The following is a 26,750-nucleotide window of genomic DNA, read 5'->3' as shown; positions in this document are numbered from 1 at the left end:
TGATGAGTTCACAAGTTTTATTGGATTTAAAAAATGTTAGTAAAGTGTTCGGCAGCAACCACGTTCTCAAACAGATCGATTTGCAAATCGAACGCGGAAAGTTCATTACGTTTCTCGGACCTAGCGGATGCGGAAAAACAACACTGCTGCGCTCCATTGCAGGCTTTTACACCATAGATGAGGGTGAAATTAAAATAGACGGCCAGCTCGTCAACGATCTGCCGCCCTATAAACGCGGAACGCCGATGGTATTCCAAGAGTACGCTTTGTTCCCGCACATGACCGTGTTCGATAATGTCGCATACGGGTTGGATATTCAGAAGCGCCCCGAGGCGGAAGTGCAAGAACGCGTAAAGACAGCGATGGCCAAAGTGAAGCTGACCGGTCTGGAGGAGCGCTACCCGCATGAGATGTCCGGCGGTCAGCAGCAGCGCGTGGCTATGGCTCGTGCACTGGTCATGAACTCCCCGATCATCCTGTTGGATGAGCCGCTCAGCAATCTGGATGCGAAGCTGCGCGAAGAAGTCCGCGTAGAATTGCGCAGCATTCAACAAGAGCTTGGATTAACCGTCATCTACGTTACCCATGACCAACTCGAAGCTTTGTCGATGTCCGACTCCATCGTTGTTTTTAATAAAGGTGCGATTGACCAATATGGCACTCCGCATGAGATCTACTACAAGCCTCGCACCCCTTATGTCGCCGATTTTATTGGTACAACCAATTTCGTTGATGCTATTGTGCGCGAAGTGACGGGTAGTACGGTCATAGTGGAGTACGGCGCGAGTGGCCGTACAGCCAGCGTAACGACGGATGAAGTTCTGGCACCAGGCGAGAAGGTGCTGCTTAGTATTCGTCCGGAATCCATGCGGATTAATGCGCCGGAGGCTGGGAGTTTTGCCGTTAGCGGATTCGTAAAATCATCGATGTTCCTCGGTGAGAAAGAGCGGTATTTCATTCTGGACGATAATATGAAAGAATGGATTGTTGATGCCTATGACATCGGATTAACCAGGTTTCAAGGGAATGTCACGATCCATGCCGGTGACGATAAAATTCATTTAATGAAGATACATGAATAGGACATAAATACAACTAGCAGCTTGGCTGAAAAGGGGAACTTTGGTTTCCTTTTTTGGCTGTTCAGGAGGGATTTGCATCATGTGGAAAAAAAGTCTGCTCGTGCTCCTAGCGGGGATCGGGGTTTTCCTTGGTTTTCGCTTCATGGGGGAAAAGAAAAGCAATCAGCCGCTCAAAGTGTATGTGATCTTCCAGGAAGATGCCGGGCGGATTTTGCTCGAAACGTTTAAGGAAAAAAGAGGCCAGTCCTACGACATCATCCGGATGTCAAGCGGCGAAGCCAGCTACCATCTGCTGACGCTGGGTAAAACCGGCATCGACGTAGTCCTCGGCGGCCCTGCCGATCTGCATGAGCAGCTCAAAAACAAAAGCAAATCCCTTCGCTACTCCCCAGCAGCTGCAAGCAGCATTCCAGCTACATACAAAGATGCCGCCGGCTACTGGACCGGCATGTACATGGGGGCGCTCGCCATTGGCGTGAACCAGACCGTCTGGCAGCAGGACCCTCAGCTGAAGGGTCTGCCGCTACCGCAGTGGTACGAAGATCTGCTGCGACCCGAGCTCAAGGGCAAGATCGAGATTCCCGACCCAGAGACGTCGGGAACCGGCTACACGCTGCTCGCTTCTCTTGCCCAGCAGCGCGGCGACAGCGAAGCGATCGCTCTAATGCAGGCGCTGAAGAAGCAGAGCGCCTCCATGACGTTCGCCGGCAACACGAGCGCGCAGCATCTGGCGGAAGGCGAGATGGCGGCGGCCGTCTCGTTCTTGAGCGACCAGCTGCGCTTCAAAAACTCCGGCTACAACATCTCCTCCTTCATCCCGCCGCAGGCTGGCTGGGAGATTGGAGCCGTGTCGATCCTGAAAGGCGGTAACAATACCGCTGCGGCTAAGCAGCTCGTCGATTTCATGCTGTCCCGCGAGGTGCAGACGGATTACATGAACACCGCCTTCTCCTTTCCTGTGGCGCCGGATATTCCGGTGAACCCGCTCCTTGCACCAGTGAAGCTGGAGAATCTGCTTGCTAGCTACCGCTTCGATCTAGCTGCGCAGCAGCATGAGAAGCTGCTGAGCGCGTGGCGAACGGCAGAGTAACGGGGGATGAGCGCTGGCAGCCCCCTGAGCTCCAACATGATGAGCTCCAATTGGCCTTAGCTCTCCCTATGTTGTACTTTGTGCAACATGATGAGCCCCAATTGGCCTCTGCTCATCTCTATGTTGTACTAAGTACAACAATTTCGGCTAAAACAGGCTGTTTAGGGGGCTTTTGGGTTAGATCATTGTATTTTATACAATGAAAAGCGGGTTTACACGGTGCAGACCTCATTTATGTTGCAGAAAGTGCAACGAGATCATAACGCTGGCTCAATTGAGGGTGCCGCTCTCGATTTCGAGAGCCCCTTCTCCGTTTCATTGGACGATTTCCAATGGAAGGTGCTTTTTGGCTAGCTAAATCGCCCTTTCGTTGGATTCTATCCAACGAAGCGAAACGCCGAAACTTCCCACTCTGCCTCCCACTCACTATTCAGCACACTTTACTCAATCCGACTATTTATTACTTAATACCTGCTCCTTCTCCTTTACATTTACTGCTTATTGCTCACTCGTCACTCCTTACTATTCACTACTCACTAGATACTACTTATCATTTGCTCCTTAACACGTGCTGCTTACCCCTTATCTTATTACTCACTATTCACCAATCAGCCGCATTACCACGCTACTTACAAATCCACGACTCCTCCTCACCTCACGACAAATCATAACCAATCCAAAAAAAGCCGCCAGCCCAAGCAGATTTCCTGCTTCAAGCTGACAGCTTAATAACTTCCCCCTCACCGTGAGGGAGTCCTTTTACACATGAACAGGGGTGGCTTCCTGCCTCTTCGCAGCTTCAAGTCTGCTTGAACCCACGAACATTGCGGTAATGAAGCCGATAATACCTACGCAAATGCTGAGGATAAAACCGTGATTAATCGCGGTTGCCAACGCACCTTGCAGGAACTGACGGATTTCCGGCGGAATCGTTCCGCCTGCGTGCATCAGCAGCTCTGGATTCGCCAGGGTGTTGATTTTGTCAGCGGGAATGCCAGCTTTGGCCGCACCATCTGCTATCAGGTGACTCAAGTTATTATTGACAATGGTGGACATAATCGACGCACCCATGATTCCGCCAATGCTGCGCCAGAAGCCAACGATGGAGGAGCTGACTCCCATGTATTTAGGGTCAACATTAGCGGCTATGGCACTCTGTGCAACGCTCATTAATGGTCCTACTGCACCAAATCCAAGCAGAATCATAAGAGCGATCATATACCCGCTAGAGGCAGTCGGGCCAACTTTGGTCAGCAGCAACGCAACAACAATCGTCATCGTCATACTAACGAGCAGCAGCGGGCGGAAGGCAAATTTGGACTGCAAGAAACCGAAAAGAACAGCTCCGCAAATAAGGGAGGCCATCATCGGCGTCAGCACGCCATTAGAGTTGGTGTGACCTAGGACAGCGACGGAGAAAATAGGCAGATAGGTGATGGCAGAGAACATCAGGACTCCTTGGCAGAAGACGATGATGCTGGTTCCTAGCACCATTTTGTTCTTGAAAATGTTGAGTGGAAGGACCGGCTCGGCAGCCCGCTTTTCAACTAGAATAAAGAAAACGGCAAAAACCACCGAAACAGCAAACAAGCCAATTTCCTGCCACGAGTTCCAAGCGTAATCTTTCCCGCCCCATTCCAGCGCCAGCATGAGTGAAACGGTTGTGATAATGAGAAATAAGGTGCCAAGATAATCAATTTTCGGTTTGCGTTCCGAACGCGTCTCTTTCAAAGCAATGATCAGAACGAGCATAGAAGCCAATCCGATCGGGACGTTGATATAAAAATTCCATCTCCAACCTAGATGTTCGGCAATAAAACTACCCAGCTGTGGACCCGCTACGGAAGAAAGGCCGAAAATCGCCCCGAAAACCCCTGACATTTTGGCAGCATCCTTCGGATCGTTAAAGATTGTATAGATAATCGTGAAACTAATGGGCAATAACGCGCCAGAACCGATTCCCTGAATGACTCTGAACAAAATGAGCTGATCCACGCTTTGCGCCATCCCGCATAAGGCCGAACCAATCAGAAACAGGCCGATCCCGATCAGGTAAAACATTTTTCTGCCGAATAAATCCGACATTTTTCCAAACACTAGCATGGTACTCGTCGCCGCCAGCATATACGCGGTAAATACCCAGCTGATTTTATCAAATACGTTGAAATCCTCACTTAGCTTGCTAATGCAGGAAGCGACGATTGTATTATCCAATGATGACATCAATAAACCTAACGCCATGGCTAAAATAATCAGTTTCTTATTTGAACCTGAACCATTCATGTTAATCCCTCTCCTCATGCTCTACATTTCTAAGCCGAATCAGACCTTCCGTAATCATCTCGAGCTTAGCTTCATAATTCTTCATACCAATTTGAATACAGATGACTTGCGAAGGATGCATCTTATCCTTGTACAACGCGCGCAAGTCTTTCAGCTGATCTAGCTGTTCCATGATTTGGATCTGTGCTTTCTCCAGCCACTCGATGACCTTGCTATTCCCCACATATTCGCCAAAAAACAGTCTCATCAGGAAATCTGATTTCACATTCTCCGCTTCAATCGGGCTTTGCAAGTATTCGTTAAACTGTTTTTTTCCTTTCTCTGTGATGGTGTAAACATTCTTGTTCGGCTTCCCATCCTGCAAAATGCTTTCCTTCGTCAGCAGCTCATCCTTCTCCATTCGGTGAAGCATGGGATAGATCGTTCCGTAACTAGAGCTATAGAAATAGGAATATAAAGTTTCGAATAATTGTTTAATTTCATAACCAGTTAACGAACGATCCATTAATGTTCCTAAAATGACGTCCTGACTGTTCAAGATGAGATCTCCTCCACAAATGCTTATATTTTATATTTCGATTGTTAATATATCATATTGATATATGTTGTGTCTATATATGAAAACTGCAAATAAAAAAGCTGCCCAAAGTCATTTCTGACCTCAGACAGCTTATTCGAATGCCTACCAGAACAACTCCCCGTGCCCTAATAGCCGGGATAAGCCTTCCACAAAGTAATAATCGCCGTAAATTAGCGGCACATCCACATTCTTGCCTTCCGGGTAATGGCTGGTACCGTGAAGGATCAGTCCTTCCTCCACCTCCGAGTCCCACGCGCCGTAGTTCGTGTAAAGCGAGTGCAGGATGCGCTCACCCGTTTGACGGTACAGGCTGCTCTCTTGGCCGCTAACCTGCTCTGCGATCAAAAGCAAACCGCAGGCCGCACAAGCGCCTGCCGACGTATCGCGATAAGCCGTGATTCCCTCCGGCAAACGGAAATCCCAATGCGGCACATGATCCTCCGGCAAGTTGGCTATGAAAAAATGCGCTGCGCGCTTGGCGGCATCCAGATACCTCGCATCTCCCGTATGGAGATGACTAAGCGCCATGCCGTAAATCGCCCACGCCGTGCCGCGCGACCAGCCGGAATCAGGGGCGAAGCCCTGTCCGCCTTTCACTTCGAGCTTCTCGCCCGTGTGCGGATCGAAGATCACGATATGGTTCACAGAACCATCCGGGCGAATGAAGTGCTCTAACGCCATGTCGGCATGCCGCACGGCGATATGCGAGTACCGCGGGTCTCCGGTTGTCCGGGAGGCCCAGTGCAGCAGCGGCAGGTTCATCATGCAATCGATGATGGCCCAGCCGGCATTGTCCTCGCCTTCGCGCCACGGGTTCCAGGCGCGGATGTAGTTGCCCTGCACGTTGAAGCGTGCAGCGAGCAAATTCGCCGCTAGCAAGCCGCGGCGTTTGGAGTCCTCCGCGCCTAGCAGCTTGTAGCGCGCAACGCTCGTCAGCGTCCACATGAAGCCGATATCATGATCTAAGCGGTAATAATCTGCGATGACTTGATCGAGCTGCCCCTCACAGGACTCAGCCAGCAGCTTCAGCTGCTCGTCTTGCGTGTCGCGGTACAACAGCCACAGCAGTCCCGGCCAGAAGCCGGCTGTCCACCAAGACGCAGGCTCCAGTTGGTATTCGCCCTTCACGCTGGCATGAGGGAAGCGGTCTCCGATTCTTTGGCTTGTCTTTGCTACTTTATGAACTGTCTTGTCCCAAGCTTCCTGAACCCAATCTAGTGAAGTATTCGAAGTACTCATGTTGGTCACATCCTAAGTTAATTTTATTGAAAGTCAAATCTAAACGCAGCATGAATGTTCAGGTTTGAATCGGACAACACACCCGGCTTCAACTTAAAATCAAGCGCATAACATGTCTCCGGCTGATCAAAATGATTCACGTGATGGAGAGTCTCGACCTCCCAATCAAACAGATCCATGTCATAAGAAACGAGAACCCGCGCTTCTGCCGATGCCGCTATGACAATTCGCCCATCCTCCGCTTGCTGCGGAAGGTGCCATGCCATGAACCGCTCCACCACTGCTGTTGGGGCTTGTGCGAATTCGTAGCTGTCGGTTACCTCTAGAGTTGGCGGCTCTGTTTTGTGCCAAGTGAATCGACGTACAAGTTCATTAAGCTTCTCTGTGTCATAGGCGCTGGATATTTCTAATGCGAAATCATCCTGCTCCTCATTGCTGCTATATTTCAGCACCTCTGCCCGATGCTCCGCTCCAGCTTGTTGATACAAGCCGTCAATGATCGGTACAGAGTGGCTTTGCGAGCCGTTGCACAAAATTTCATAGCGCTCCGGTCCAAAATATTTCCGCGAATATTGCCCGCTCCCCAGATCGGGAAGCAGCGTTTCGCCTTGCGCATACAGGATGAAATGTCCGATGTCATTATGATTATGCGGTTCATTATTATGCCCGCCTTTGGCCGCGAAAACATAAGCGCCCTGCTCTTGAAGCTGTCTGGACACCAGCCACTGGGCATCCGGCAAATAGTAAGCCGCCGTTTGCCAAGCGCTTTCCTCGATGTCCTCTAAAGACCAGAGCAAATTCCTTAACGCAGGCGCCCATCTGCTGCAGTGATCATCCCGGAAACCTGCGCGCAGCGACAGCTCGGGATGCTCAATCTCCGGATAAAGCTGCTTCAGATAGCCGCTTAATCCCATAAAGATCCCCGCCTCCCCTTGCGAGTCGGAGAAATTCACAACCTTCCTCCCGTGGAGGAAGCTTTTTTGCTGGAACAAGGCCACCTGCCGCACCTTGTCCGTCTGGAACCAATTGACGGCGCCACCGGTACGCCGCAGGATCAAATCAGCGGCATAGGTGAAATAGCCGAAGCCGTACTGCCAATACATGTACCCTTCGGTACATGCTCCGTCTTCTTCGAAGCCGCTAAGGTACGAAGCGAGCGCGGGAAAAGCTCGCTCCAGCACCGCTGCGAGCTCGTCCTCGTCTTGCAGCGTGTAAATCGCTGCTGCGGCAATGGAGCCTCCGCAGACAGAGGCCCAGTTGTGAGTCGCGGTCTCCCAGTGGCTGGGAGCCTGCGTCACAAAGGGCCGCAGAATGCGGCGCAGCACTTCTTCGCGGATACGTACGCGGAGAAGTTGCGGCAGCGCGTCGCCGAGCAGCGCGCTGATTTCGCTGAGCGCGAAGGCTGTCTCCGCCGCGAAGAGATCAATTGTGAACGACTCCGTGGAGTGGTTCACAAGCCCCTCCGCCGCATATTGCGCCTCTTCGGCGGACCTCATTTCCGGCCCATGCAAAATATGCGCAGGCAAACACCATGTATACTCATCCAAAATAGTAGCAATTGTATCAGAAAGCGCATCCAGATATGGGCTGTCCGCCCCTTCTAACCATGCTAATAAACCAAATGTCGTCAATCGATTGCGACGGCGGAAATAAACAAGCTCATATTCCCTTCGAGAACCTGTTGTGGAGAATAAACGAAACAAAGAATACGTCAACGTCGGAATCATTTCCTGCAGAAGCTTGTCCCCTTCTTCTCGAATCTCCTGTATAAGCTGTTTGCTTTCCTTGCCTTGCAGCAAGCGTGCCTTTACTTGCAGGGGCGTTTCCGCCTGAAACAGCAGCTGTGAAGGGGTATTTGACACAGCTAGCAGGGCTGCTTTTACATTTTCCAAGTTCAAGTTGTCTACAGATACACTCATCGTAATTCGACCCACTTTCCCATGTCATGTGAAGGCGGCTGGCCTTCCGTCCGAGCAGACTTCCTGGATCTTACCATTACAAGCTAGATATCTTTCATTATAAAGAATTAGAGGCCAATCGTTACCCTGTTATTTTGACTTTTTTGACTATTATCTTGACCAGTTTAGCACTATGGCGCAACATGGTAGAGAGATAGATATAGAGACTAAACTTTACCGGAGAGGTTGGACAGAAAAATGAGTCATCAAGCCGTACAAGGAAGCGATGCCGCCAAAGGGCGGTTTCCGATTTCCCTGCTTTCTTTAACCGCCGGCGCCTTTGCCATTGGCATGACGGAGTTTGTAATTATGGGCCTTTTGCCCAATGTTGCGGAAGACTTGCATGTTACCATCTCACAAGCCGGCCAGCTTATCACAAGCTATGCCATGGGGGTAGCGATCGGTGCTCCGATTCTTGCTTTGTTCACGAACAAACTGCCGCAAAAGCTGCTGTTATGCCTGTTAATGGGTGTGTTCATCTTAGGCAACGCCATCAGCGTCATCGCGCCCAATTACGCCATCCTGATGGGCGCTCGCATTGTGACAGCGCTAGCTCACGGGACGTTCTTCGGCGTAGGCGGCGTTATCGCCGTGCATCTGGTTCGCCCGGATCGACGGGCGGCGGCCATCTCGATTATGATGGCCGGTCTTACGATCGCCAATATTATGGGCGTCCCGTTCGGCACTTTTATTGGGCAGCAGCTCGGGTGGCGCGCCTCGTTCGGTGCGATTGTCCTGATGGGCATTGTCTCGCTCATCGGCATTATGTTCTTAATCCCGCGCGTGCAGCAGGAGAAAAGTGCGGGTATTCTTCAGCAGTTCCGTGCTTTAACGCAGCCCAAGCTGCTGTTGATGCTGCTCATGGGCGCGCTGGGCAGCGGGAGCTTGTTCACCGTTTTCACGTATATTACACCGCTGCTGGAACAAGTGACTGGCTTCTCGGAGCATCGTGTTGCATGGATTCTCGTTCTTTTCGGCTTTGGCGTTACTTTCGGCAATATCATTGGCGGCAAGCTTGCCGACTGGAAGCTCATGCCGGCATTACTGGGTAATTACGCGGCTTTGGCCCTCATTCTTGTTATTTTTAATATCACGGTTCATCTGCCCGCTGCTGCTGTCATCACCATTTTCGTCTGGGGAGCGGCTGCGTTCGGCATTCTGCCGGGGTTGCAGCTGCGCATTATGACGATGGCGAAGGACGCGCCTATGCTCGCCTCCACCTCGAACCATTCGGCGAATAATCTCGGCAATGCCAGCGGCGCCTTTATCGGCGGGTGGGTCATCACCCATATGGGGCTGACCTATCTCCCTTGGGCTGGGGCTTTGCTGCCAGTGCTGGGACTGCTGATCGGCTTTGTCAGCTATGGGTTGGAGCGGAAAGAGAAGCGCGCGAACGCAAATCCGAGCGGGCAAAAACTGGCGGGGTAGTTCGTAGGACAAACCTGACCCTCAAATAGCGGACTCCAGTTCCCTCCGGCAATCAGAGAACAACAAAAGGCATACCCACCAGTAGTTACTACTGAGGGTATGCCTTTTCTGTTATGGCCGCTGCGATTCCGCGGTAACCGGCTCAATTAACTTCAATAACGCGATGACGTCCGCTTTATCGAACGTTCTATTGCCATCCATATCGTAGCGCAATGGCGTCACGGCGAGAACGTTGGTGATATCCCAAAGCTTCTCCCCTTTTTGATAAAAAAGGGACACGATATGTTCGGTCGAAGCTGTACCGTCCGAGCTTACTACTTTGACTTGGAATCGGTTCAGTCCTTCCACGAAAGTAACGGGTTCGCTTTGTCCGTTCGACACTGCGATGGCTGAACCCAGCTCGCCGCTCTGCGGATCCATTCGCTTCAACGAGGTGCTAGTGCCCTCTTCGGAAGAAGCTGCGTGGAAGACGAATGCCGGGCTAGCGCCATGAACAACAGCTGAGGTCCACGGCGTGGATGTTGGCAGCACTTTGCCATAGTCATCACTCGTGAGCGAAAGCTGTACCAAGGCAGGCTGTACAACAACTGTCACCGCTTGGGACTCCGTGCCGTCTGTGATGCCGCTTCTTTCGTACAGCGCTGTAAATCGGTGTGTACCGGAATTCACGCCTGTTAAGCTAATTTCGGCGTTCCCGTACACATCCGTCGTTACCCTCGCTCGTTCAGTGCCGTTCTCTCTCAATGAAATGTAGCCGGGTTGATTCAGGTCACCGATCAAGTTCCCTACAGATGCGGAGAATTGAATAGGTTCTCCAAGCTGAAAAATGCCACTCGGATGATTCAAAATGAGTACGGTCCCCTGCGTATTGGGTTTGATGATTTGAGTGATCGGGGCTGAAATTCGCTCCTCGTGCACCAAATCAGGAATGTACGCGGCCTGAATGTCGTATGTTCCAGGCAGCAAAGCTGCTGATGTAAGAGTAGCAGTCCCTGCCGAGTCAAGTTCTATTGGTGTGCCCAGTAAATTGCCGCCACTAAAAACAATATGACCGCCAGGGATTTGCGGTTCTCCATTCGTATTCGTCACATGAGCGGTAAATGTAATTGGACTTCCGTAATAAACAGCCTCCGTTACTGAAGCGGTAACCATGACGGTAACAAGGATCGGTTTGATCTGCAGGCTGCTGCTCGTTGACACCCCGTCAAGGTGCTCGGGATCCCCCAAGTAGTTGGCGACGACGGTATGTGTTCCAACGGCCAGCTGGTCGGTCTCCCAAGTCGCTGTCCCGTTCGTCAGCGTCATAGCCCCCGGCCAATTGCTGAAGCCTCCTGTACCCAAAAGTGTGACCGTCCCCGTAGGTACGGAAGCTCCGCTGCCTGCATTAACTACCTGCACCGTTATACTCACCGTGTGCCCGTAGACACTTTCTCCCATTTGCGGTGCCACAGACAGGTGAACCGTAACCGGCGCTTTGGTTACCGGCTGGGTGATGGACTGTGAAACACTCGCAACATGGTTGCCATCACCGCTATATTCCGCCGTAATGACGAGATCGCCAACCGGCAGATCATGAGTGGTAAGCACCGCAGCGCCGTTGCTGTCTAGTGAGACCGGCACTTGCAAGCTTTCACCGTTATTTTTAAACGTAACTGTACCTGTAGGTTTAATATTAGGATTAATTGTATTTATGACCTGTGCCGTTAAAGTCGTCGTTTCACCAACTGAAATCCCACCCGATGACGACAGGGTTGTTGATGTGCTTGCTTTGTTAACGGTATGCCCGACAGCCGTTGCTAGACTAACCGCATGGTTGGCATCTCCGCCGTACTCCGCTTTAAACGTGTGAGATCCCGCCGATAAAAGATTCGGCATCGTCCAATCAGCCGTTCCTGCATTTAGTGTCGCGGTACCCAAGGTGGTTGCACCATCTTTGAATGTTACGGTACCACCTGGCATAACCGAGCTGCCATTCGTATTCGCCACGGTTGCTGTTAACGTCAATGGAGTCCCGTAGGTGGAAGTCGCGTCCGTCGTTCCTGTAACCGTCAAAGTGGATGACGTAGGAATCAGATTGATCGTCACTGGAGTGGAGCTTGAACTATTCGCAGTATGGGTAAGACTTCCTCCGTAATTCGCTGTAATCGAATGGGTTCCCACGTCCAAATTGGAGGCCGTCCAGGTTGCCGTTCCCGAATTCAACGTCCCTGTGCCAAGCACTGTCGAACCGTCCTTAAACGTCACGGTACCCGTCGGTACAAAAATGCTTGCCAAGCCATTCGCCACGGTTGCCGTCAACGTTACCGAATTCCCATAAGCTGTACTTCCGGGACTAGCGCTAACCGCCACTACGGTTGGTATCCCCAGCACGGATTGCGACAAACTGCTTGACGTACTGCCGAGATGCTGACCATCACCATCGTAAGTAGCCGTGACCGAGTAACCGCTAACCGGCAACGACGACGTTGTAAAGCTAGCAAAGCCACTTCCGTTGACACTCATAGAGCCCAGGATATTGCTGCCTTCTCTAAAAGTAACCGTTCCCCCCGGCATAACCGGATTGCCACCTGTGTTGGCGACTGTCGCCGTGAAGGTGATCGGCTCGCCGACGTAAATGAATCCGGCATTCGAGGTTAGCGTGGTATTGGTTTGAATCTTAGCAACCGTATGTACAAAGGTAGACGTCTTTGAGTCATGAATACCATCGCCGCTTGAATAATTAGCTGTTATCGTATGTGCACCTACGGCTAGACCGGAAAAGGACATGGCCGTATAAGCGTTGTAATTTTCAAGCTCCCCCCAAGTTCGTGTCGTGAGTACATTATCTTGGCCGACAAGTGTAACTGTTTTGGCCACTTTATCTACTGTGATACCTGTCACGTAACGATTCCCCGAAAGCTGCCAGGACTTTACCAAATTGTTATTCGCATCAAAGGCATACAAATACACATAGAAATTGTTATCCGTGTCGCTGTACGCCCAGTAATTCAGCCCGCCCCACTGAATCACAGGACAGTCCGAACAAGTCAATTTTTTGCCAGACTGCACCGGAGCAAGCCCAGCGCTCCTAGAAACAACCTCCGGCTCTGAAGCAACAAGCTCCAGCGGTCCCCCAATCAACGTACTCCCATCGTAGAACGTTACATTCCCTGTTGGGGTAGACCCGTTCGCTGCACGATCCGCCACAACCGAAGTAAATTGCACTGACTCTCCGTATATGGACGAAGATGGGCCCGTTATCATTTGTTCCACTGTTGTAGTTGCATAAGCTGCAGGCTGGTAGAAGTTAACCAACAACGCGACCATTAGAACTGCGCTGATCCAACGCAGCTTATTCCCATTTTTCCGTTTCACTATCATTCCTCCGCCCTGCGTAACTCTAGTAAGTATACTAAATTTATCGGGTTTTCGGTGCATAAAATGAATAGAAAAAAGCCATCTGCCCCCATCAACCGCGGGTACAAATGGCTTGTCACGTCTCATACGTCAAACAGGACGCTCTATCTCAAACTGCTCTCCCAATTTCGCATAGGAGTTGCCCGCCAGCCGGCTCACCGGTCTCAATTTCTGAGCATCAATATGACCCTTGTCGTACAACTCATTGGCGATGTGAAAATGCACCACTCGGCCGATCAGCAAATCCGCAGAAGGGGCGTCTTCCGTCCCCCCAAGCGGGATGGCTCGCTCGAGAACACACTCCATCCGGATGCTGGCTTCCGCGATGCCCGGTACAGCTACCTTCACACTTGGAACAGGTGTCAGGCCAGCTAACACCACTTCGCTTTCATCAGACGGCAGTGCAGCAGCCGTTTGATTGATCTCGTTGACATACGATTCGTCAGAGATATGAACAACGAATTCCCCTTTGGCGATAGCATTACGTGATGTATCTTTGCGTTCGCCCTGTCGCCGCTGTACGGACACGGCGATCATCGGCGGGTCCGCCGTCACAATCGTGAAGTAACTGAACGGTGCGGCATTAAGGACATCCTCTGTCGAGAGCGTCGTGACAAATGCGATAGGCCTGGGAATAATGCTGCCGATCAGCAGCTTGTAATTCTCCCGTTCGGTTTGATTCGAAGGGTCGATGGCGATCACAGACATCACCCCTTTACTTGTTATTTTTAAGTTAAATTTGCTTTAAACCAAGTGCCCGCCGCATCAACTTCCGAACGAGTCAATTGATGTCCGGCATTTTCCCAATGGACTTCGATCTCACCCCCCGCCTCGCCTAGCAGCTTCTGCAGCTCTTCGGTCTCTTCCGGCGAACAGATGGGATCATTGCGGCCAGCCCCGATAAAGACGGGGGTGTCGGTCAAATCCGGAAGCTGGATACCGCGCCGCGGCACCATCGGATGATGCAGGATCGCGCCTCGAAGCGCATCCGGATAGTGGAACAACAGGCTGCCCGCAATATTGGCGCCATTAGAGTAGCCGATGGCCACCATATTCCGGCGGTCAAAGCCATGCTCTACGGCAGCTTCATCCAAGAAGTCGTTCAGTTCTTTCGTACGAAAGATGAGATCCTCCTCATCGAAGATACCTTCCGCGAGCCGGCGGAAGAACCGCGGCATCCCATTCTCAAGCACATTACCTCTGATGCTTAATACGGATGACGCCGGGGAGATGGCTTGCGCCAGCGGCAGAAGATCGCGCTCGGTGCCGCCGGTCCCGTGCAAGAGCACGAGCACCGGAGCCGTTACATCTGTTCCTTGTTGGAAAATATGTCTCATTGTCCGTTCCCCTCCAATTCACGCACCGCGATCGGTGGCAGGTTGCGCTCGATTTGTGCACGGTTTGCTTCGAACCATTCCGGCAGCATGATTTTCTCACCAAGCGCCTCAGGAGCTTCATCTCTTGCGAAACCTGGAGGATCTGTCGCGATTTCGAACAGAATGCCGCCTTCTTCACGGAAGTAGATCGCGTTAAAATATTGACGGTCTACAATCGGCGTCGGATGGTACCCGCTGTTCTGCACATGATTTCTCCATAGTTCATGCTCAGCATCATCTTTGGCCCGCCATGCGATGTGGTGAACCGTACCCGCTCCGCCTGCTCCATATGGCATTGGATTCACAAGAATGTCGATGATATTCCCAATATCGCCAAATGATTTGAAGCGAGCGTAAGCTCCCTCTTGCCCCACTTTCTCAAGCCCCATGACCTGCTCAAGCAGCTGCGATGTTTTGTCCGGAGCCGTGCTGTAGAGGATAGCGCCACCGAAGCCTTTGATCGCTTTGTCAGCAGGAATGCCGCCAAATGACCACGTGCTAGGAGCTCCTTGCTCACGCTCAACGATTTCCAATTTCAAGCCGTCGTGATCTTCGAATTGCAGATAGGTCTCATGGAATCTTTCTGTTTTCTCAAAGGCTACGCCGAATTTGGTCAGACGCGCTTCCCAGAAGGCAAGACTGCCTGTAGGGACCGCATATGTTGTGATACCTACTTGGCCGCCGCCGATACGCCCTTTGCGGGAACCAGCCCAAGGGAAGAACGTGATGATTGTTCCTGGCGTGCCATGCTCATCGCCGAAGTAGAGATGGTACACTTCAGGTGCGTCGAAGTTGATTGTTTTTTTGACCAGACGTAATCCCAGAATGCCCGCGTAGAAATCTACAGTTCCTTGTGCGCTTTGAACGAAAGCTGTTATATGGTGAATACCTGCTGTTTGTTGTTTTGTCATTTGAATACACTCCTCATAATTAGTTTTAATAGTTAGTTTTAGTTATGTCCTGCCGTATGAAGAAAGAATCTTAGAATAATAATGCATCAATGGAGTAGGCGCCAGCGCCGGTTAGTGCTACACCTATAACAACTGCAAGCAGCAGTAAATTGTACTCATAACCGCCTGTTGTGTTCCAGTAGCCGTTTTTGCCATGTACTTTGGCAATCGCCATCACCATCGTCAACGCAATCAGCAAGGAAGCAAACACAGTGCCTAAACCCGCTGCGAACAATAATCCACCTGCAAACTCCATCAGGCCCGCCATAACCGCCATCGCGACACCAGGCTTAATGCCAATGGACTCCATCCAACCGCCCGTTCCTTTCGGACCGTAGCCCCCGAACCAGCCAAACAATTTCTGAGAGCCATGGGCCATGAAGCTAAGCCCCACAACCAAGCGGATCAGCAACAATCCTAATGCGATACTCATCAATGATCTCCTCCATTTCAAATTTAAGAATCTTTAATTTAAGATATTAGGCATAAGGTAAAGTAGTTACTCCTCCGTTTTGAGGACAAACTACTTTTCTATTTGAAACCGTCTTGGGCGAACTTGCCGAGCTTTTTTAACAATTGACTAGCGACTCTTTTCTCTTCGGCAGTAAGACCAGCCACCGCGTTCTCAATCACTTCAATATGCTGAGGAAAAACTTCTTCAATAAACTGCTTGCCTTTAACCGTAATTTCCGCAAAAACAAGTCTTCGGTCTTCCGTGGATGTCCGGCGGACAACAAACTCTTTCTTCTCCAGCTTATCGACCACGTAGGTGATATTTCCACTGCTCATCAGCACTTTGGAGCCGATTTGTTGAATAGGCTGTGCTCCTTTATGATAAAGAAGTTCCAGTACACCGAATTCAGTCCGGTTTAATCCATGCTTGCGGATATCGCGGTCGCCGTGTGCATTGACCCATTCACTTGCTCTGGAAAGTGCGATGTAGAGATCCAAGGAATCGTTTCGTGTTTCGCTCATTAGGTTCACCTCATTTCATCGTTGGTTTCGTTTATGTTTGATGTCTTGATTTAAAGATACTTTAATTTAAGATAAATGTCAACACCTGATTTTAAAATTTGTTGTTTGATGGACGTTTCACTCTACTCTCACGGACTCAACTGCAGCTATTTCTATGATTTGCCAACGTTTTTAGGAGTTATCGGACTGAGGAGCCGTTATCTGCTCTTAATAGTGTCGTTTTTAGCTAAATTCAAGGCATTAGCGGCGCGTGTGTGTCCGTTAAATGCTAAATTCAACCCTGTAACGAGTAGATAAGGTCATCTCAGTCCGTTAGTTAGCTCCATCATCCAAACTTCCGCACATTCGGTCCAGCACACCTTCTTCCTTCAAAAGAGGATGTGCTTTCCTGCTGTCTGCAGCTCAATCCTTTAACCCACCACAGCCGACTCGCCCTTCTGCAGTTGGTACATCTTCGCGTACCGGCCATTCAGCGCCATCAGCTCATCGTGATTGCCGCGCTCCGCAATTTCCCCGCGGTGCAGCACAAGTATCTGATCCGCATCGCGGATCGTAGACAGCCTATGCGCGATGACGAGTGTCGTGCGCCCTTCGCTGACAACCTTCAGCGCCTGCTGGATCAGCCCTTCGGTCTCGCTGTCGATGCTCGCTGTCGCTTCGTCCAATATGAGGATGGACGGGTCGAAGGCGAGCGCTCGCGCGAAGGAGATCAGCTGCCGCTGCCCAGAGGACAACGTGCTGCCCCGCTCCACAACCTGTTCGTCGTAGCCATGAGGCAGCTGCTCGATGAAAGGTGCTGCGCCGACATCTTTTAGTGCGCTTTTTACACGATCGATAGAAATCTCCTCATTATAGAGGCTTACATTAAACTTAATATCCCCTGCAAATAAGAATGGATCCTGCAGCACGATGCCCATATGTTTCCGCAGCGCCTGTTTGGACATCGACCTGATGTCACGCCCATCAATAGTAATACTGCCTTCATTGGGTTCATAAAAACCAAGCAGCAGGTTCATAATTGAGCTTTTGCCTGAGCCAGTATGGCCTACGAGCGCGATCGTTTCCCCTTTGCGAGCCTCGAAGGAAATTTGCTTCAACACATTTTCCCCTTCTTTATAGGCAAACGTAACCTGATCAAACTTCACAATTCCTTCCGGACGGCTCACCTTATCTGTTTTCTCAACGTCCTGGCCTTCCATATCCATAATAGCGAATACTTTATCTGCGGATACAAAAGCCCTTTGTGCATTGGTCAGCTGATCGAAAATCCCGATAATCGGTTGAAAAATACGCCCCAGATAATCGATAAACGCATAAAACACCCCAAAGGAAATAGCCGCTTGCAGAGATTCCCGGCCAAAATACCAAATGACCATCGCCGTCACCAAGCTCCCGATTGTACCTACAATGTTGCGGGAGGACAAGGAAAAAACGCGGAACTGCTTCAATTGATTCACATAGCGGTCTTTATTCAACACTTCAAATTCATCCAACGTCACCTTCTCGCGGCGAAAGGCTTGAATAATCGGCATGACGACGATTGATTCGTTAATCATTGCGTTCATGTCACTTAGCCTTGCGCGCATGATGGTAATGAACACTTTCGAATATTTCAAGTGAATCTTCATAATGAGAGCGAAAATTGGCGGCAGTACCAAACAATAGACAGCCAAGTGCCAATCCAGAATAAATAAGGCGACGAAAATACCGATAAGCTGCATCGTACTAACGACAAACGTCGCCATGAAACTCATGAATAAGTCGCGTATGGCCTCCGTATCGTTGGCAATTCTCGACACCACCTGACCAATTGGCGTATTGTCGAAATAACGCAGTGCGATGCGCTGGATGTGCTGCATTAAGTCCATACGCATGTTTTTGATGATTTGAAGCGCTGTGGACTGAAATAAATAGGCCTGGGAATAGTTGCAAATACTTGCTATTAAAAGCAGCCCCATGTAGAGACCAATCAATTTCAGCACAGAGGACATCTGGCTTGTATCTACGGAAAGATGCTGGTCGATGATCGTTTTTGTAATGTAGGGCCCTGCAAGCTCTGCGCTTACCGCACAGCATAATATGAGCAGCGCTCCGATGATCCTAAATTTATAGACAAGCGCGTACGAGACGAGCCTTCTTGCCGTTGATGGTTGATTCATCGTGTTTTCCTCCTTTCTTCCATTATTCGTCTAAACTTGCTTCCATTTGCTGACGGTCCCACTGTTCCCGGTACCAACCGCCAAACTGCATCAGCTGTTCGTGTGTTCCTTCTTCAATAATCCGTCCCTCATCCAGAACGAGAATCCAATTGGCGTGGCTCACCGCGGATAAACGATGGGTCGAGATCAATGTCGTTTTACCTGCCCGCTCCTTGCGGATATTTTGCAGGATGCGGCTTTCCGTCCGGGCATCTACCGCGGATAACGAGTCATCCAGCAGAAGGATCTCGGAATCGATGAGCAGGGCTCTGGCAATCGCCAAGCGCTGTTTCTGCCCGCCGGACAGCATGACCCCGTTCTCGCCGACGATCGTGGCAAGGCCTTCCGGCATTTGCTCAATATCCTGCGTGAAAGATGCCATCTCCACCGCTCGAGCGATCTCATCCGGGGGAGCGTCATGCTTGCCCAGCGCGATGTTGTCGCGAATCGATTTGGACAGCAGCAAATGCTCCTGCGGAACATAGGCCACCCAGCTTTTCACCCGATCAATCGCAATCTGCTCAATCGGTACATCAGAGATCATCAGCTTCTCAGGAGGAATCGGGTATTGTCGCAGCAATTGCTTGAGCAGCGTGCTTTTGCCGCTTCCTGTACGTCCTACAATGCCTAAGGTTTGACCCCGCTCCAGCTCGAAAGACACATGCGCCAGGCTTGGGTGATTCGCAGTGGGATATGTGAAGCTGAGATCCTTCATTTCGATCCGATTAGGCACACTAACCGCTACCGGATTATCCACGTCTACGATATCAGCCTTCTGTGTCAGAGCCGTATCCAGTCGGTCAGCGGAGGCGCTACCGCGCTGCAGGACGTTGATAAACTCGCCGAAGGAAATCATCGGCCAGATCAGCATACCCAGATAAATGTTGAACGAAACGAGCTGTCCCAGTGAAATCTCATGATGAAACACCAGATAGGAACCATATCCGATCCCAATAGAATAACTCAAACCTACAATGAGGGAAGTTAACGGTTGAAAAAGCGCATTGAGCATCGATACGCGTTTGTTCTTATTCATCACTTCGGATGTGACTTGATCAAATGCTTTTAGATCATGATCTTCCTGTACATAGGATCGAATTACCCGAATGCCTGAAATCGATTCCAGTGCATGATCGTTCATTTTGCCGAATGAAGCTTGTGCCGCAAGGAAGCGCACTCTCACCTTTTGACCCAATTTACTGATCACAAAAGCTAGAAATGGCAGCGGAATCAACGCCGCAATCATTAATTTAAAAGAGATGAGCGATACCATCATCACAATAACAACCGATGCTCCTACTATCGTGGAGACCAACGTCATTACTCCATACCCCGAAGTTTGACCGATCGCCAGCACGTCATTCGTTGCTAACGCCATTAGCTGGCCTGTGCTGTTGCGTTGAAAGAACGCCGGCGTCATTTTCGACAAATGCGCAAGCAAGCGGCCACGAAGCACCTTTTCAACCAAAGCCGAGTTGCCGAATAATGTCGTGATCCACACATACGCCATGATGTATAGCAGAACAGCAAGTCCTATCAGCAAAAGGACCGTATGGTTGAGCGCAGTAGCGGACAAATTCCCGCTGCGGATATGGTCAATTGTATTTCCTATCATTTTAGGCGGGATAGTTGTCAATAAATTCACACCTATTAACAGACCGATTGCCAGCGCATAATATTTCCATCTTTCTTTGAAAAACCACCGAAGCTTGATGATAAAAGACAAGAATTCCACCTCTTTCCATTGTTACACACATAAATTGATTCTATAGTTTCGCTCGAGTGAAGTCCATGAGGAAGTTCGATTTAATCAAACTTTCCTGTTCCTGCAACATTTTGGAAATTTTTTATGTAAGAAGGACAGACTAATGACAACTTTACATATAGAAAGGAAGTCCTTCCATGCATCCTGTTATGAAAAAAAGTTTTGCCATTCTATCCCTATCTGCCTTGTTGACTGCGGGCACAGCTTACGGCACGCCTAGCGACACATTTGCTGCAGAATCGATGAAAGGCAACCTCACCGTCTCTTTCTCCATGAAGGAAGAGGCCAAAACAATCCAAGCGACAGGCGTCATCACTTCCATTCGTGCGGACGGCGATCATGCATTGATCCACATTCAAGGTGTAGGCACAGACGGCCTTGTTCTTAACGTCGACAAAGATACGGTCTTTCAAATGGCCGATGGCACTAAGCTTAGTCTTGCCGATTTGCATGTAGGCTTAACCGTTTTGGCTGAACATTCCATAGTGATGACGATGAGCCTGCCGCCGCAAACGCCAACGTCCAAAGTAACGGTTCTGGATGCGAAAATACAAAAAGATCTGATGGGAACAGCCGGTGTTATTGAAGAATTGCACAGCGAAAATAAGGATGATCTGCGAATCCGTGTGAAAGGCGAGGGCTTAACGGAAACTTCGCCAAGCGAAATCGTGCTGAATTTGACGAAAGATACGGCTATCGTTGACTTGAATGGGAAGAAAGTTGCGACCTCAAAGCTTGTGAAGGGCGCAAATGTGATTGGATTCTACGGACCTGCTTTGACGAAGAGCCTGCCGCCTATCGGTACTGCTTGGAAAATCGTTGTTGCTGATAAAGAAGAATAATTTTTTGTAAAAAGCTGAAATCTTCCATGCCAAATGGGAGGTTTCTTTGTTTAACGTGGCTGATCGCACTGTCCAAATGATTCGTTTTTTGATACAATAACTGAAAATTCATTCGAATAAGGGGACTAATATGGAATACATTAGCACACGCGGAAAAGTAGAACCCCTCGGCTTTATCGATGCCATCCTGATGGGATTGGCGAACGACGGTGGTTTGCTTGTTCCCAAAACGATCCCGCAACTATCCGCAGACACGCTCCAGAAGTGGCAAAACCTCTCCTACTCGGAGCTGGCTCTTGAAATTTTCTCCCTATTTATTGAAAACGAAATCCCGCGCGCAGAATTGAAACAGCTCGTTGAGGACAGCTACGGCACGTTCCGTGATGAAGCTGTAACGCCTGTTAAACGCCTGAACGATGACACTTATGTGCTGGAATTGTTCCACGGTCCAACGTTTGCTTTCAAAGACATCGCGCTGCAATTCCTGGGCAATCTGTACGGGTATGTCTCCCGCAAGACGAACTCGATTATTCACATCCTCGGCGCAACTTCCGGTGATACCGGAGCTTCCGCTATTGAAGGTGTGCGTGGCAAAGAAGGCATCCGCATCTGTATTCTTCACCCACACCAGAAGGTAAGCCGCGTGCAAGAACTGCAAATGACGACGGTTGATAGCGAAAATGTGCTGAATCTGTCCGTTGAAGGGACTTTCGACGACTGCCAACGCATTATCAAAGAGCTGTTTGCCGACGTTGAGTTCAAGCATCGCTACCACTTGCGCGCAATTAATTCCATCAATATCGCCCGCATTTTAGCGCAAACGGTCTATTACTTCTATGCTTACTTCCAAGTTACAGCTGGCGATGCAGGAGCTAAAGTTAACTTTAGCGTGCCGACTGGCAACTTTGGCGATATTTTCGCTGGTTATCTCGCTCAGAAGATGGGCCTTCCTGTTCATAAGCTCATTCTTGCGACGAATGAAAACAACATCCTTGAGCGTTTCGTGAAGGAAGGCGTGTACCAGCCTGGAGCTTTCCGCGGCACATACAGCCCTTCCATGGACATTCAAGTAGCCAGCAACTTCGAGCGCTACCTGTTCTATTTATACGGCGAAGATGCAGAAGCCGTGACCACCCTGATGGCGCAGTTCAAAGCCGAAGGTCGCATTGTAATTCCTGCCGACAAGCTGCAAGCGGTGCAGGCGGATTTCGCCGCGTACGGCGTACAGAACGAGGAATGTTTGGATACAATCAGCTCCTATTACAAGGAGTACGGCTATCTGCTTGATCCGCATACAGCGTGTGGTGTCGCTGCTGCCGACCGTATCGCAGCGGACAGCGAAGTGACGGTAGCCCTTTCCACCGCTCATCCGGCAAAATTCGATGAATCGATCCGTTTGCGCGGTATTGAGCAAACCTACCCGCAGCAAATTCAAGCTCTATTCGACAAACCGCAGTTCCAGACGGTTGTTGGCGGTTCGAATGAGGAGATCAAAGACCAGCTCGTGAAGTTCTTCTAAAATCAAAGGGACTGTCTCTGAAAGTCTGAAATGACCTTCGGAGCAGTCCCTTTTTCATGTCTACTTGAATTTTTGCGGGAATTGTTTAATAATGCCCTCTGTCAGCGCGTCGGACATCATCATAAGATGATCAGCGCCTTTATCGAACCACAGGATATCAGCATCCCAGTCTTTAGCCAGCATGGCTTTCACATCTTCCGTCAACATTTGCAAGTGAACATACATCAAATCCTGTACTGTGTTCATCGGCCAATTCGGATTAGCTTTGCTTAAAAAGGAGGCGATATCGTCAGCGTTGCGGTACCAGTCCTTGTTCACTTTGTCGAACTCAGCCGTATTTCCACTTTTCGCCGCGTCTACTACTTTGCCAGCGATTACAATATGCTCCGTCAACAGCTCACCCAGCTTGTTCCCGGCATCCTCTCCGTAGAAAGGCTTTATCGCATTCCCAATATCCTTCTGATTTCTTAACAGCCTAGCCAGTGTTTTATCTTTATTTTCTAGACCGGCCAAAGCGCTTACCACATAATTGCGGGTCCAAATCGCGTGATCCATCCATAGCCTTCTTAAGTCGCTTTTCAACTGCACCATCGATTGCGTGTACATCATCTGTTTAGCGGCCACTGCACGATCATCCATCTGCGCTTCTGCCCGAAGTGGAGCCGTACTGAACGCAATAGAGAGAGAGAGCAGCGTTAACTTGATCCATTTGCCTTGCATAGGTAGATTCTCCTTTTCATCTAAATCGGAAACAGCTCGTTATATTGTGTACGCTTGAGTCGTTTTCATTCATAAAAGAGGGAGGAAGCTCCAGCAAAAAGTTAGCATGCAGGGAATCGGCCGGACAAAATCAGTCTTGAGACTGATAAGTTCCTCCACCTAAGCAGGAGGACGTGATTCTTGCACCGTGATATGCTAGATGTAATGAATAAATTAATAGGAGTGAAAATAGTGAATATGAATCGCAGCGCTTTTCTCGGCCCGATCTTGATTCTTTTAGGCATCTTCCTGTTTCTTAAAGGGGAAATCACGTTCAGTACGGGCACCATTTTTGAATATTTCTGGCCAACCTTATTCGTCATTCCAGTCGGTGTCTTCTTTCATTGGCTGTACTTCTTCATCTTGCATCGCAGAGGTGTAGGGGTTCTGGTGCCAGGCGGCATTCTGCTTACGGCAGGTGTTGTTTGCCAAATATCCATGCTGTTCGACATTTGGCATCTCATGTGGCCGGGCTTTATGCTTGCAGCCGCCGTCGGTTTGTTCGAGCTGTATTGGTTCGGAGGCCGCAATAAATGGCTGCTTATTCCGATCAACATTTTGACCGTGATGTCCCTCTTGTTCTTTACGATTTTCTCGATCGGATCGCTCTTCTCTGGCATTTTCCACAATCAGCCCATCTTCGCCGCTCTGCTCATTGTTGTCGGTTTGGCCTTAATGTTTATGCGCGGTCGGGAAACTAGCAAGTACCAAGGATAAACGACTTCGTCGTCCTTTCAGGACGAGCGTGGTTCTCAAGGTAGAGCGAAGCAAAAGTAAAAAACTTATACTTTCTTATCTACTGAAAAAAACCTTCCAAACCACGAACTTGTGGACTGGAAGGTTCTTTTTTATTGAGCAACCAAGTTATCCTCTGTGGATTTCTTGATTTGTTTGCTGCGTAATTGTCCACAAGCGGCATCAATATCGGTTCCGTGTTCAAGACGGACACTGCAGGAAATGCCTTGCTTTTTGAGCGTATCATAGAATGCCCGCACGGACTCCCGCTCGCTTCGTTGGTACTGGCTATGCTCATCCACCGGATTGTACGGGATAAGATTCACATTGGCGAGTTGACGGATGTGCTGTATCAGCTCAGCCAGCTGGATAGCATGCTCTTTGCCGTCATTCACGTCTTTCAGCAAAATGTACTCGATTGTAATTCTTCGGTTTGTTTTCTCCAGATAGTACTCAATCGAACTCATCAACTTTTCAATAGGAATCGCTTTGTTAATTTTCATAATCCGCGTCCGAAGCTCGTTCGTCGGGGCATGCAAGGAAATCGCGAGGTTCGTCTTCAAATCGGAATCCGCGAATTCTCTGATTTTATCAGCAAGACCACTTGTGGAAACGGTGATATGTCTAGCGGCAATATCAAGACCTTTCTGATCTTTTACGACGCGGATGAAATCCACCATGTTCTTGAAATTATCGAAAGGCTCGCCAATTCCCATGACAACAATGTGGCTAACGTGCTCATTCGCGCCCTTGCCGTCCAAATGAAGCTGAACCTTCATAATTTGTTCCACAATTTCTGCGCTGGTGAGATCCCGGCTCTTAGCCAGCAGACCGCTTGCACAGAAGCTGCACCCGATATTGCAGCCAACTTGTGTTGTTACACATACGGACAGCCCGTATTTGTGACGCATCAGCACGGTTTCAATCAGGTTGCCGTCCATCAATTTAAACAGGAATTTGATTGTCCCATCCGCCGACTCTTGTTTCAGATGCTCCGTCAAGGTTTGAATGGCGAAATGCTCCTCCAACACCTGAAGACAGTCCTGTTTAACATCCGTCATCTCCGAGAACGAGGTTACCCGCTTCCCATACAGCCAATCCCATACAAGTAAAGCCCGCGACTTTTTGAATCCTTTTTCAGCGAGCCAAGCAACTAATTGATCAAACGTTAATCCATAAATGGATCCTTTATTCATGTGTTATCCTCTTTTCAAGACTTTCACTTACAGTCCAATTTCTATGAAACAGCCGAAGCTTACCATCTAGTTATTATTGTGCCAAAAATCGTCCATGAACACAAGAGGAGTGAGCTTCCAGTGATTCATCAAAGATTTACAAATTAATCGAACATATGTTCTTTATTTTTTTCGCGTTTTGTGTTAATAATAAGAGGTAAGGTTTTCTTAACATTGATCCTAATCAAAATTAACTCGAGGAGCTGAAGGTTGATGACATTACGCTTAGACCCTTATTTAGTCATGGAAGGAAACGCTAAGGAAGCCATCCAATTCTATGAAAAGGCATTAGGAGCTAAACAAGTTTTCGTACAAACGTTTGGTGAAATGCCAGCAAATCCGGACTTCCCGCTCCCTTCAGAGGCTAATGAACTTATCGGACATGCGATGCTGATGGTGGGCGATACGCGTCTGATGCTGTCCGACGCCTTCCCTGGGCAACCTGTTCAGAAAGGTGCCAATGTTACCATTTGCATTTCGATCAAGGATGTTGAGAAATCCAAAGCGATCTACCATGCACTGGAAGATGGGGGACGCGTCATTATCCCGCTGTCAGAATCCCACTTCAGCCCTGCATATGGCCAAGTAGTCGACAAGTTTGGCGTAGGCTTCCACATTTTCACTGACCAACCAACGAACAACTAAAGATCGGAATGTCAAAAAGCCTTCATTCCATTTCTACCGTTGGATTGAAGGCTTTTTTATGTAGAACCCCTAACATGCTTATCGAACGATTTTCTCGAGGATTTTCATAGAAGAGGCTGCTATTTCTTCAGCAGCTGGTACTTGCATAGGTACAGGCGCTGACGTTGGTGCTGGCTGATCATGAAACATTTTATTCGCATACATCTTCTTAATTTGACCGTAAAAACTTGTCGTTCGTATGTAGGAAATCATCCTGCAAATCATTTGCATTTGCATCGTATCTTCAATCCCGGAGGCGATGTTGAAAAGTGTATTCAAACTGCCAATAGCTTGATCCCTAGTGATGATCCCACTTTCCAAATCCCTCACAACCCGCTCCATGTCACTTTTTACGAACATAACTGCTCTGCTCTTTATATTCTTATCTATCAACCACTGCACCTCCTAGATGTATGTACTAAAATAGTACAACACCCCAATTGGAATAGCTGTCGAAGTGAGGGGAGCAAGATTATAGTATTTTTCGGGAATGCCAAGGAATCTTGTCGTCTTTTGTTAGGAAAAATTTGTAAACGTGGGCCTTACCTGTATTTTTCTCAGAAATTGCATGGTTCCTCGTTCTTTGGCAATTCGAAGTCCTGACGAAGCATCTTTGCTTGTACGAGAGGTATTATTCCCAAAGCAACCAATTTAAA

General features: G+C 49.3%; 22 protein-coding genes. 7 read left to right on the top strand and 15 right to left on the bottom strand.

Annotated features, from left to right (window positions below; translation table 11 throughout):
- Window positions 1–2 precede the first annotated feature (2 nt).
- Both ACUN27_RS01085 and ACUN27_RS01080 read left to right on the top strand, forming a co-directional pair.
- Window positions 3–1,082, top strand: a complete 1,080-nt coding sequence (locus ACUN27_RS01085) for an ABC transporter ATP-binding protein (protein ID WP_315954413.1) — start codon at window positions 3–5, stop codon at window positions 1,080–1,082.
- Between the two features lie 79 nt (window positions 1,083–1,161).
- A complete protein-coding gene (locus ACUN27_RS01080) occupies window positions 1,162–2,172 on the top strand; it encodes an extracellular solute-binding protein (protein WP_445558257.1) in 1,011 nt (336 codons plus the stop codon).
- A 759-nt stretch (window positions 2,173–2,931) separates the two neighbouring features.
- On the opposite strand, the gene ACUN27_RS01075 is transcribed toward ACUN27_RS01080, so the two are convergent.
- The 4 genes from ACUN27_RS01075 to ACUN27_RS01060 form a co-directional block, all read right to left on the bottom strand.
- Window positions 2,932–4,455: a DHA2 family efflux MFS transporter permease subunit gene (locus ACUN27_RS01075; protein ID WP_326061210.1), complete on the bottom strand. Its 1,524-nt coding sequence runs from the start codon at window positions 4,453–4,455 to the stop codon at window positions 2,932–2,934.
- A gap of 1 nt (window position 4,456) precedes the next feature.
- Window positions 4,457–4,993 (bottom strand): PadR family transcriptional regulator, encoded by a 537-nt coding sequence (locus ACUN27_RS01070; RefSeq protein WP_315954410.1) that lies wholly within the window; start codon window positions 4,991–4,993, stop codon window positions 4,457–4,459.
- 144 nt (window positions 4,994–5,137) lie between these two features.
- Entirely contained in the window at window positions 5,138–6,274 is a 1,137-nt protein-coding gene (locus ACUN27_RS01065) for a glycoside hydrolase family 88 protein (RefSeq protein WP_326061211.1), read from the bottom strand.
- A 23-nt stretch (window positions 6,275–6,297) separates the two neighbouring features.
- On the bottom strand, window positions 6,298–8,193 hold the full coding sequence (locus ACUN27_RS01060) for a heparinase II/III domain-containing protein (protein WP_326061212.1): 1,896 nt from the start codon (window positions 8,191–8,193) through the stop codon (window positions 6,298–6,300).
- Between the two features lie 237 nt (window positions 8,194–8,430).
- On the opposite strand from ACUN27_RS01060, the gene ACUN27_RS01055 reads away from it, so the two are divergent.
- Window positions 8,431–9,660: an MFS transporter gene (locus ACUN27_RS01055; RefSeq protein ID WP_445558256.1), complete on the top strand. Its 1,230-nt coding sequence runs from the start codon at window positions 8,431–8,433 to the stop codon at window positions 9,658–9,660.
- A 111-nt stretch (window positions 9,661–9,771) separates the two neighbouring features.
- Here ACUN27_RS01055 and ACUN27_RS01050 read toward each other — a convergent pair whose 3' ends face one another.
- The 8 genes from ACUN27_RS01050 to ACUN27_RS01015 form a co-directional block, all read right to left on the bottom strand.
- Window positions 9,772–13,014 carry an Ig-like domain-containing protein gene (locus ACUN27_RS01050; protein WP_326061214.1) on the bottom strand — a complete coding sequence of 1,081 codons (3,243 nt, stop codon included), beginning with the start codon at window positions 13,012–13,014 and terminating at the stop codon, window positions 9,772–9,774.
- A gap of 132 nt (window positions 13,015–13,146) precedes the next feature.
- Complete coding sequence (locus tag ACUN27_RS01045) at window positions 13,147–13,764, bottom strand: flavin reductase family protein (protein WP_445558255.1); 618 nt, start codon at window positions 13,762–13,764, stop codon at window positions 13,147–13,149.
- A 20-nt stretch (window positions 13,765–13,784) separates the two neighbouring features.
- Window positions 13,785–14,393: an alpha/beta hydrolase gene (locus tag ACUN27_RS01040; protein WP_445558254.1), complete on the bottom strand. Its 609-nt coding sequence runs from the start codon at window positions 14,391–14,393 to the stop codon at window positions 13,785–13,787.
- On the bottom strand, window positions 14,390–15,343 hold the full coding sequence (locus ACUN27_RS01035) for a ring-cleaving dioxygenase (RefSeq protein WP_315954403.1): 954 nt from the start codon (window positions 15,341–15,343) through the stop codon (window positions 14,390–14,392). The genes ACUN27_RS01040 and ACUN27_RS01035 overlap by 4 nt, the downstream gene beginning before the upstream one ends.
- 70 nt (window positions 15,344–15,413) lie before the next feature.
- A complete protein-coding gene (locus ACUN27_RS01030; RefSeq protein WP_315954402.1) occupies window positions 15,414–15,815 on the bottom strand; it encodes a DoxX family protein in 402 nt (133 codons plus the stop codon).
- A gap of 98 nt (window positions 15,816–15,913) precedes the next feature.
- Window positions 15,914–16,357, bottom strand: a complete 444-nt coding sequence (locus tag ACUN27_RS01025; protein WP_315954401.1) for a MarR family winged helix-turn-helix transcriptional regulator — start codon at window positions 16,355–16,357, stop codon at window positions 15,914–15,916.
- 410 nt (window positions 16,358–16,767) lie between these two features.
- Window positions 16,768–18,516, bottom strand: coding sequence for an ABC transporter ATP-binding protein (locus tag ACUN27_RS01020; RefSeq protein WP_315954400.1), 1,749 nt, complete (start codon window positions 18,514–18,516; stop codon window positions 16,768–16,770).
- Between the two features lie 22 nt (window positions 18,517–18,538).
- Window positions 18,539–20,281 (bottom strand): ABC transporter ATP-binding protein, encoded by a 1,743-nt coding sequence (locus tag ACUN27_RS01015; RefSeq protein WP_445558253.1) that lies wholly within the window; start codon window positions 20,279–20,281, stop codon window positions 18,539–18,541.
- Window positions 20,282–20,469: 188 nt separating this feature from the next.
- Between ACUN27_RS01015 and ACUN27_RS01010 the strand changes: the two genes are divergently transcribed.
- Both ACUN27_RS01010 and thrC read left to right on the top strand, forming a co-directional pair.
- Window positions 20,470–21,162: a hypothetical protein gene (locus ACUN27_RS01010; RefSeq protein WP_315954398.1), complete on the top strand. Its 693-nt coding sequence runs from the start codon at window positions 20,470–20,472 to the stop codon at window positions 21,160–21,162.
- A gap of 130 nt (window positions 21,163–21,292) precedes the next feature.
- Window positions 21,293–22,681 (top strand): threonine synthase, encoded by a 1,389-nt coding sequence (gene thrC / locus ACUN27_RS01005; protein WP_315954397.1) that lies wholly within the window; start codon window positions 21,293–21,295, stop codon window positions 22,679–22,681.
- 60 nt (window positions 22,682–22,741) lie between these two features.
- Here thrC and ACUN27_RS01000 read toward each other — a convergent pair whose 3' ends face one another.
- A complete protein-coding gene (locus ACUN27_RS01000) occupies window positions 22,742–23,401 on the bottom strand; it encodes a glycosyltransferase (protein ID WP_315954396.1) in 660 nt (219 codons plus the stop codon).
- Window positions 23,402–23,638: 237 nt separating this feature from the next.
- Between ACUN27_RS01000 and ACUN27_RS00995 the strand changes: the two genes are divergently transcribed.
- Complete coding sequence (locus tag ACUN27_RS00995) at window positions 23,639–24,157, top strand: hypothetical protein (RefSeq protein WP_315954582.1); 519 nt, start codon at window positions 23,639–23,641, stop codon at window positions 24,155–24,157.
- A gap of 131 nt (window positions 24,158–24,288) precedes the next feature.
- On the opposite strand, the gene rlmN is transcribed toward ACUN27_RS00995, so the two are convergent.
- Window positions 24,289–25,371, bottom strand: coding sequence for a 23S rRNA (adenine(2503)-C(2))-methyltransferase RlmN (gene rlmN / locus ACUN27_RS00990; protein WP_315954395.1), 1,083 nt, complete (start codon window positions 25,369–25,371; stop codon window positions 24,289–24,291).
- 252 nt (window positions 25,372–25,623) lie between these two features.
- Between rlmN and ACUN27_RS00985 the strand changes: the two genes are divergently transcribed.
- Window positions 25,624–26,055 carry a VOC family protein gene (locus ACUN27_RS00985; RefSeq protein WP_315954394.1) on the top strand — a complete coding sequence of 144 codons (432 nt, stop codon included), beginning with the start codon at window positions 25,624–25,626 and terminating at the stop codon, window positions 26,053–26,055.
- Between the two features lie 78 nt (window positions 26,056–26,133).
- On the opposite strand, the gene ACUN27_RS00980 is transcribed toward ACUN27_RS00985, so the two are convergent.
- Window positions 26,134–26,487, bottom strand: a complete 354-nt coding sequence (locus ACUN27_RS00980) for a hypothetical protein (RefSeq protein WP_315954393.1) — start codon at window positions 26,485–26,487, stop codon at window positions 26,134–26,136.
- Window positions 26,488–26,750: the final 263 nt, after the last annotated feature.

It is taken from the genome of Paenibacillus sp. WC2504, from assembly GCF_052682475.1.
This window is presented reverse-complemented; position numbering and strand designations above follow the sequence as displayed.

Excerpts from the sequence above, each read along its gene's own strand:
- ACUN27_RS01085 (WP_315954413.1), top strand. The coding sequence starts at position 3 with ATGAGTTCACAAGTTTTATTGGATTTAAAAAATGTTAGTAAAGTGTTC.
- ACUN27_RS01080 (WP_445558257.1), top strand. The coding sequence starts at position 1,162 with ATGTGGAAAAAAAGTCTGCTCGTGCTCCTAGCGGGGATCGGGGTTTTC.
- ACUN27_RS01075 (WP_326061210.1), bottom strand. The coding sequence starts at position 4,455 with ATGAATGGTTCAGGTTCAAATAAGAAACTGATTATTTTAGCCATGGCG.
- ACUN27_RS01065 (WP_326061211.1), bottom strand. The coding sequence starts at position 6,274 with ATGAGTACTTCGAATACTTCACTAGATTGGGTTCAGGAAGCTTGGGAC.
- ACUN27_RS01060 (WP_326061212.1), bottom strand. The coding sequence starts at position 8,193 with ATGAGTGTATCTGTAGACAACTTGAACTTGGAAAATGTAAAAGCAGCC.
- ACUN27_RS01055 (WP_445558256.1), top strand. The coding sequence starts at position 8,431 with ATGAGTCATCAAGCCGTACAAGGAAGCGATGCCGCCAAAGGGCGGTTT.
- ACUN27_RS01045 (WP_445558255.1), bottom strand. The coding sequence starts at position 13,764 with ATGTCTGTGATCGCCATCGACCCTTCGAATCAAACCGAACGGGAGAAT.
- ACUN27_RS01040 (WP_445558254.1), bottom strand. The coding sequence starts at position 14,393 with ATGAGACATATTTTCCAACAAGGAACAGATGTAACGGCTCCGGTGCTC.
- ACUN27_RS01035 (WP_315954403.1), bottom strand. The coding sequence starts at position 15,343 with ATGACAAAACAACAAACAGCAGGTATTCACCATATAACAGCTTTCGTT.
- ACUN27_RS01030 (WP_315954402.1), bottom strand. The coding sequence starts at position 15,815 with ATGAGTATCGCATTAGGATTGTTGCTGATCCGCTTGGTTGTGGGGCTT.
- ACUN27_RS01025 (WP_315954401.1), bottom strand. The coding sequence starts at position 16,357 with ATGAGCGAAACACGAAACGATTCCTTGGATCTCTACATCGCACTTTCC.
- ACUN27_RS01020 (WP_315954400.1), bottom strand. The coding sequence starts at position 18,516 with ATGAATCAACCATCAACGGCAAGAAGGCTCGTCTCGTACGCGCTTGTC.
- ACUN27_RS01010 (WP_315954398.1), top strand. The coding sequence starts at position 20,470 with ATGAAAAAAAGTTTTGCCATTCTATCCCTATCTGCCTTGTTGACTGCG.
- thrC (WP_315954397.1), top strand. The coding sequence starts at position 21,293 with ATGGAATACATTAGCACACGCGGAAAAGTAGAACCCCTCGGCTTTATC.
- ACUN27_RS01000 (WP_315954396.1), bottom strand. The coding sequence starts at position 23,401 with ATGCAAGGCAAATGGATCAAGTTAACGCTGCTCTCTCTCTCTATTGCG.
- ACUN27_RS00995 (WP_315954582.1), top strand. The coding sequence starts at position 23,639 with ATGAATCGCAGCGCTTTTCTCGGCCCGATCTTGATTCTTTTAGGCATC.
- rlmN (WP_315954395.1), bottom strand. The coding sequence starts at position 25,371 with ATGAATAAAGGATCCATTTATGGATTAACGTTTGATCAATTAGTTGCT.
- ACUN27_RS00985 (WP_315954394.1), top strand. The coding sequence starts at position 25,624 with ATGACATTACGCTTAGACCCTTATTTAGTCATGGAAGGAAACGCTAAG.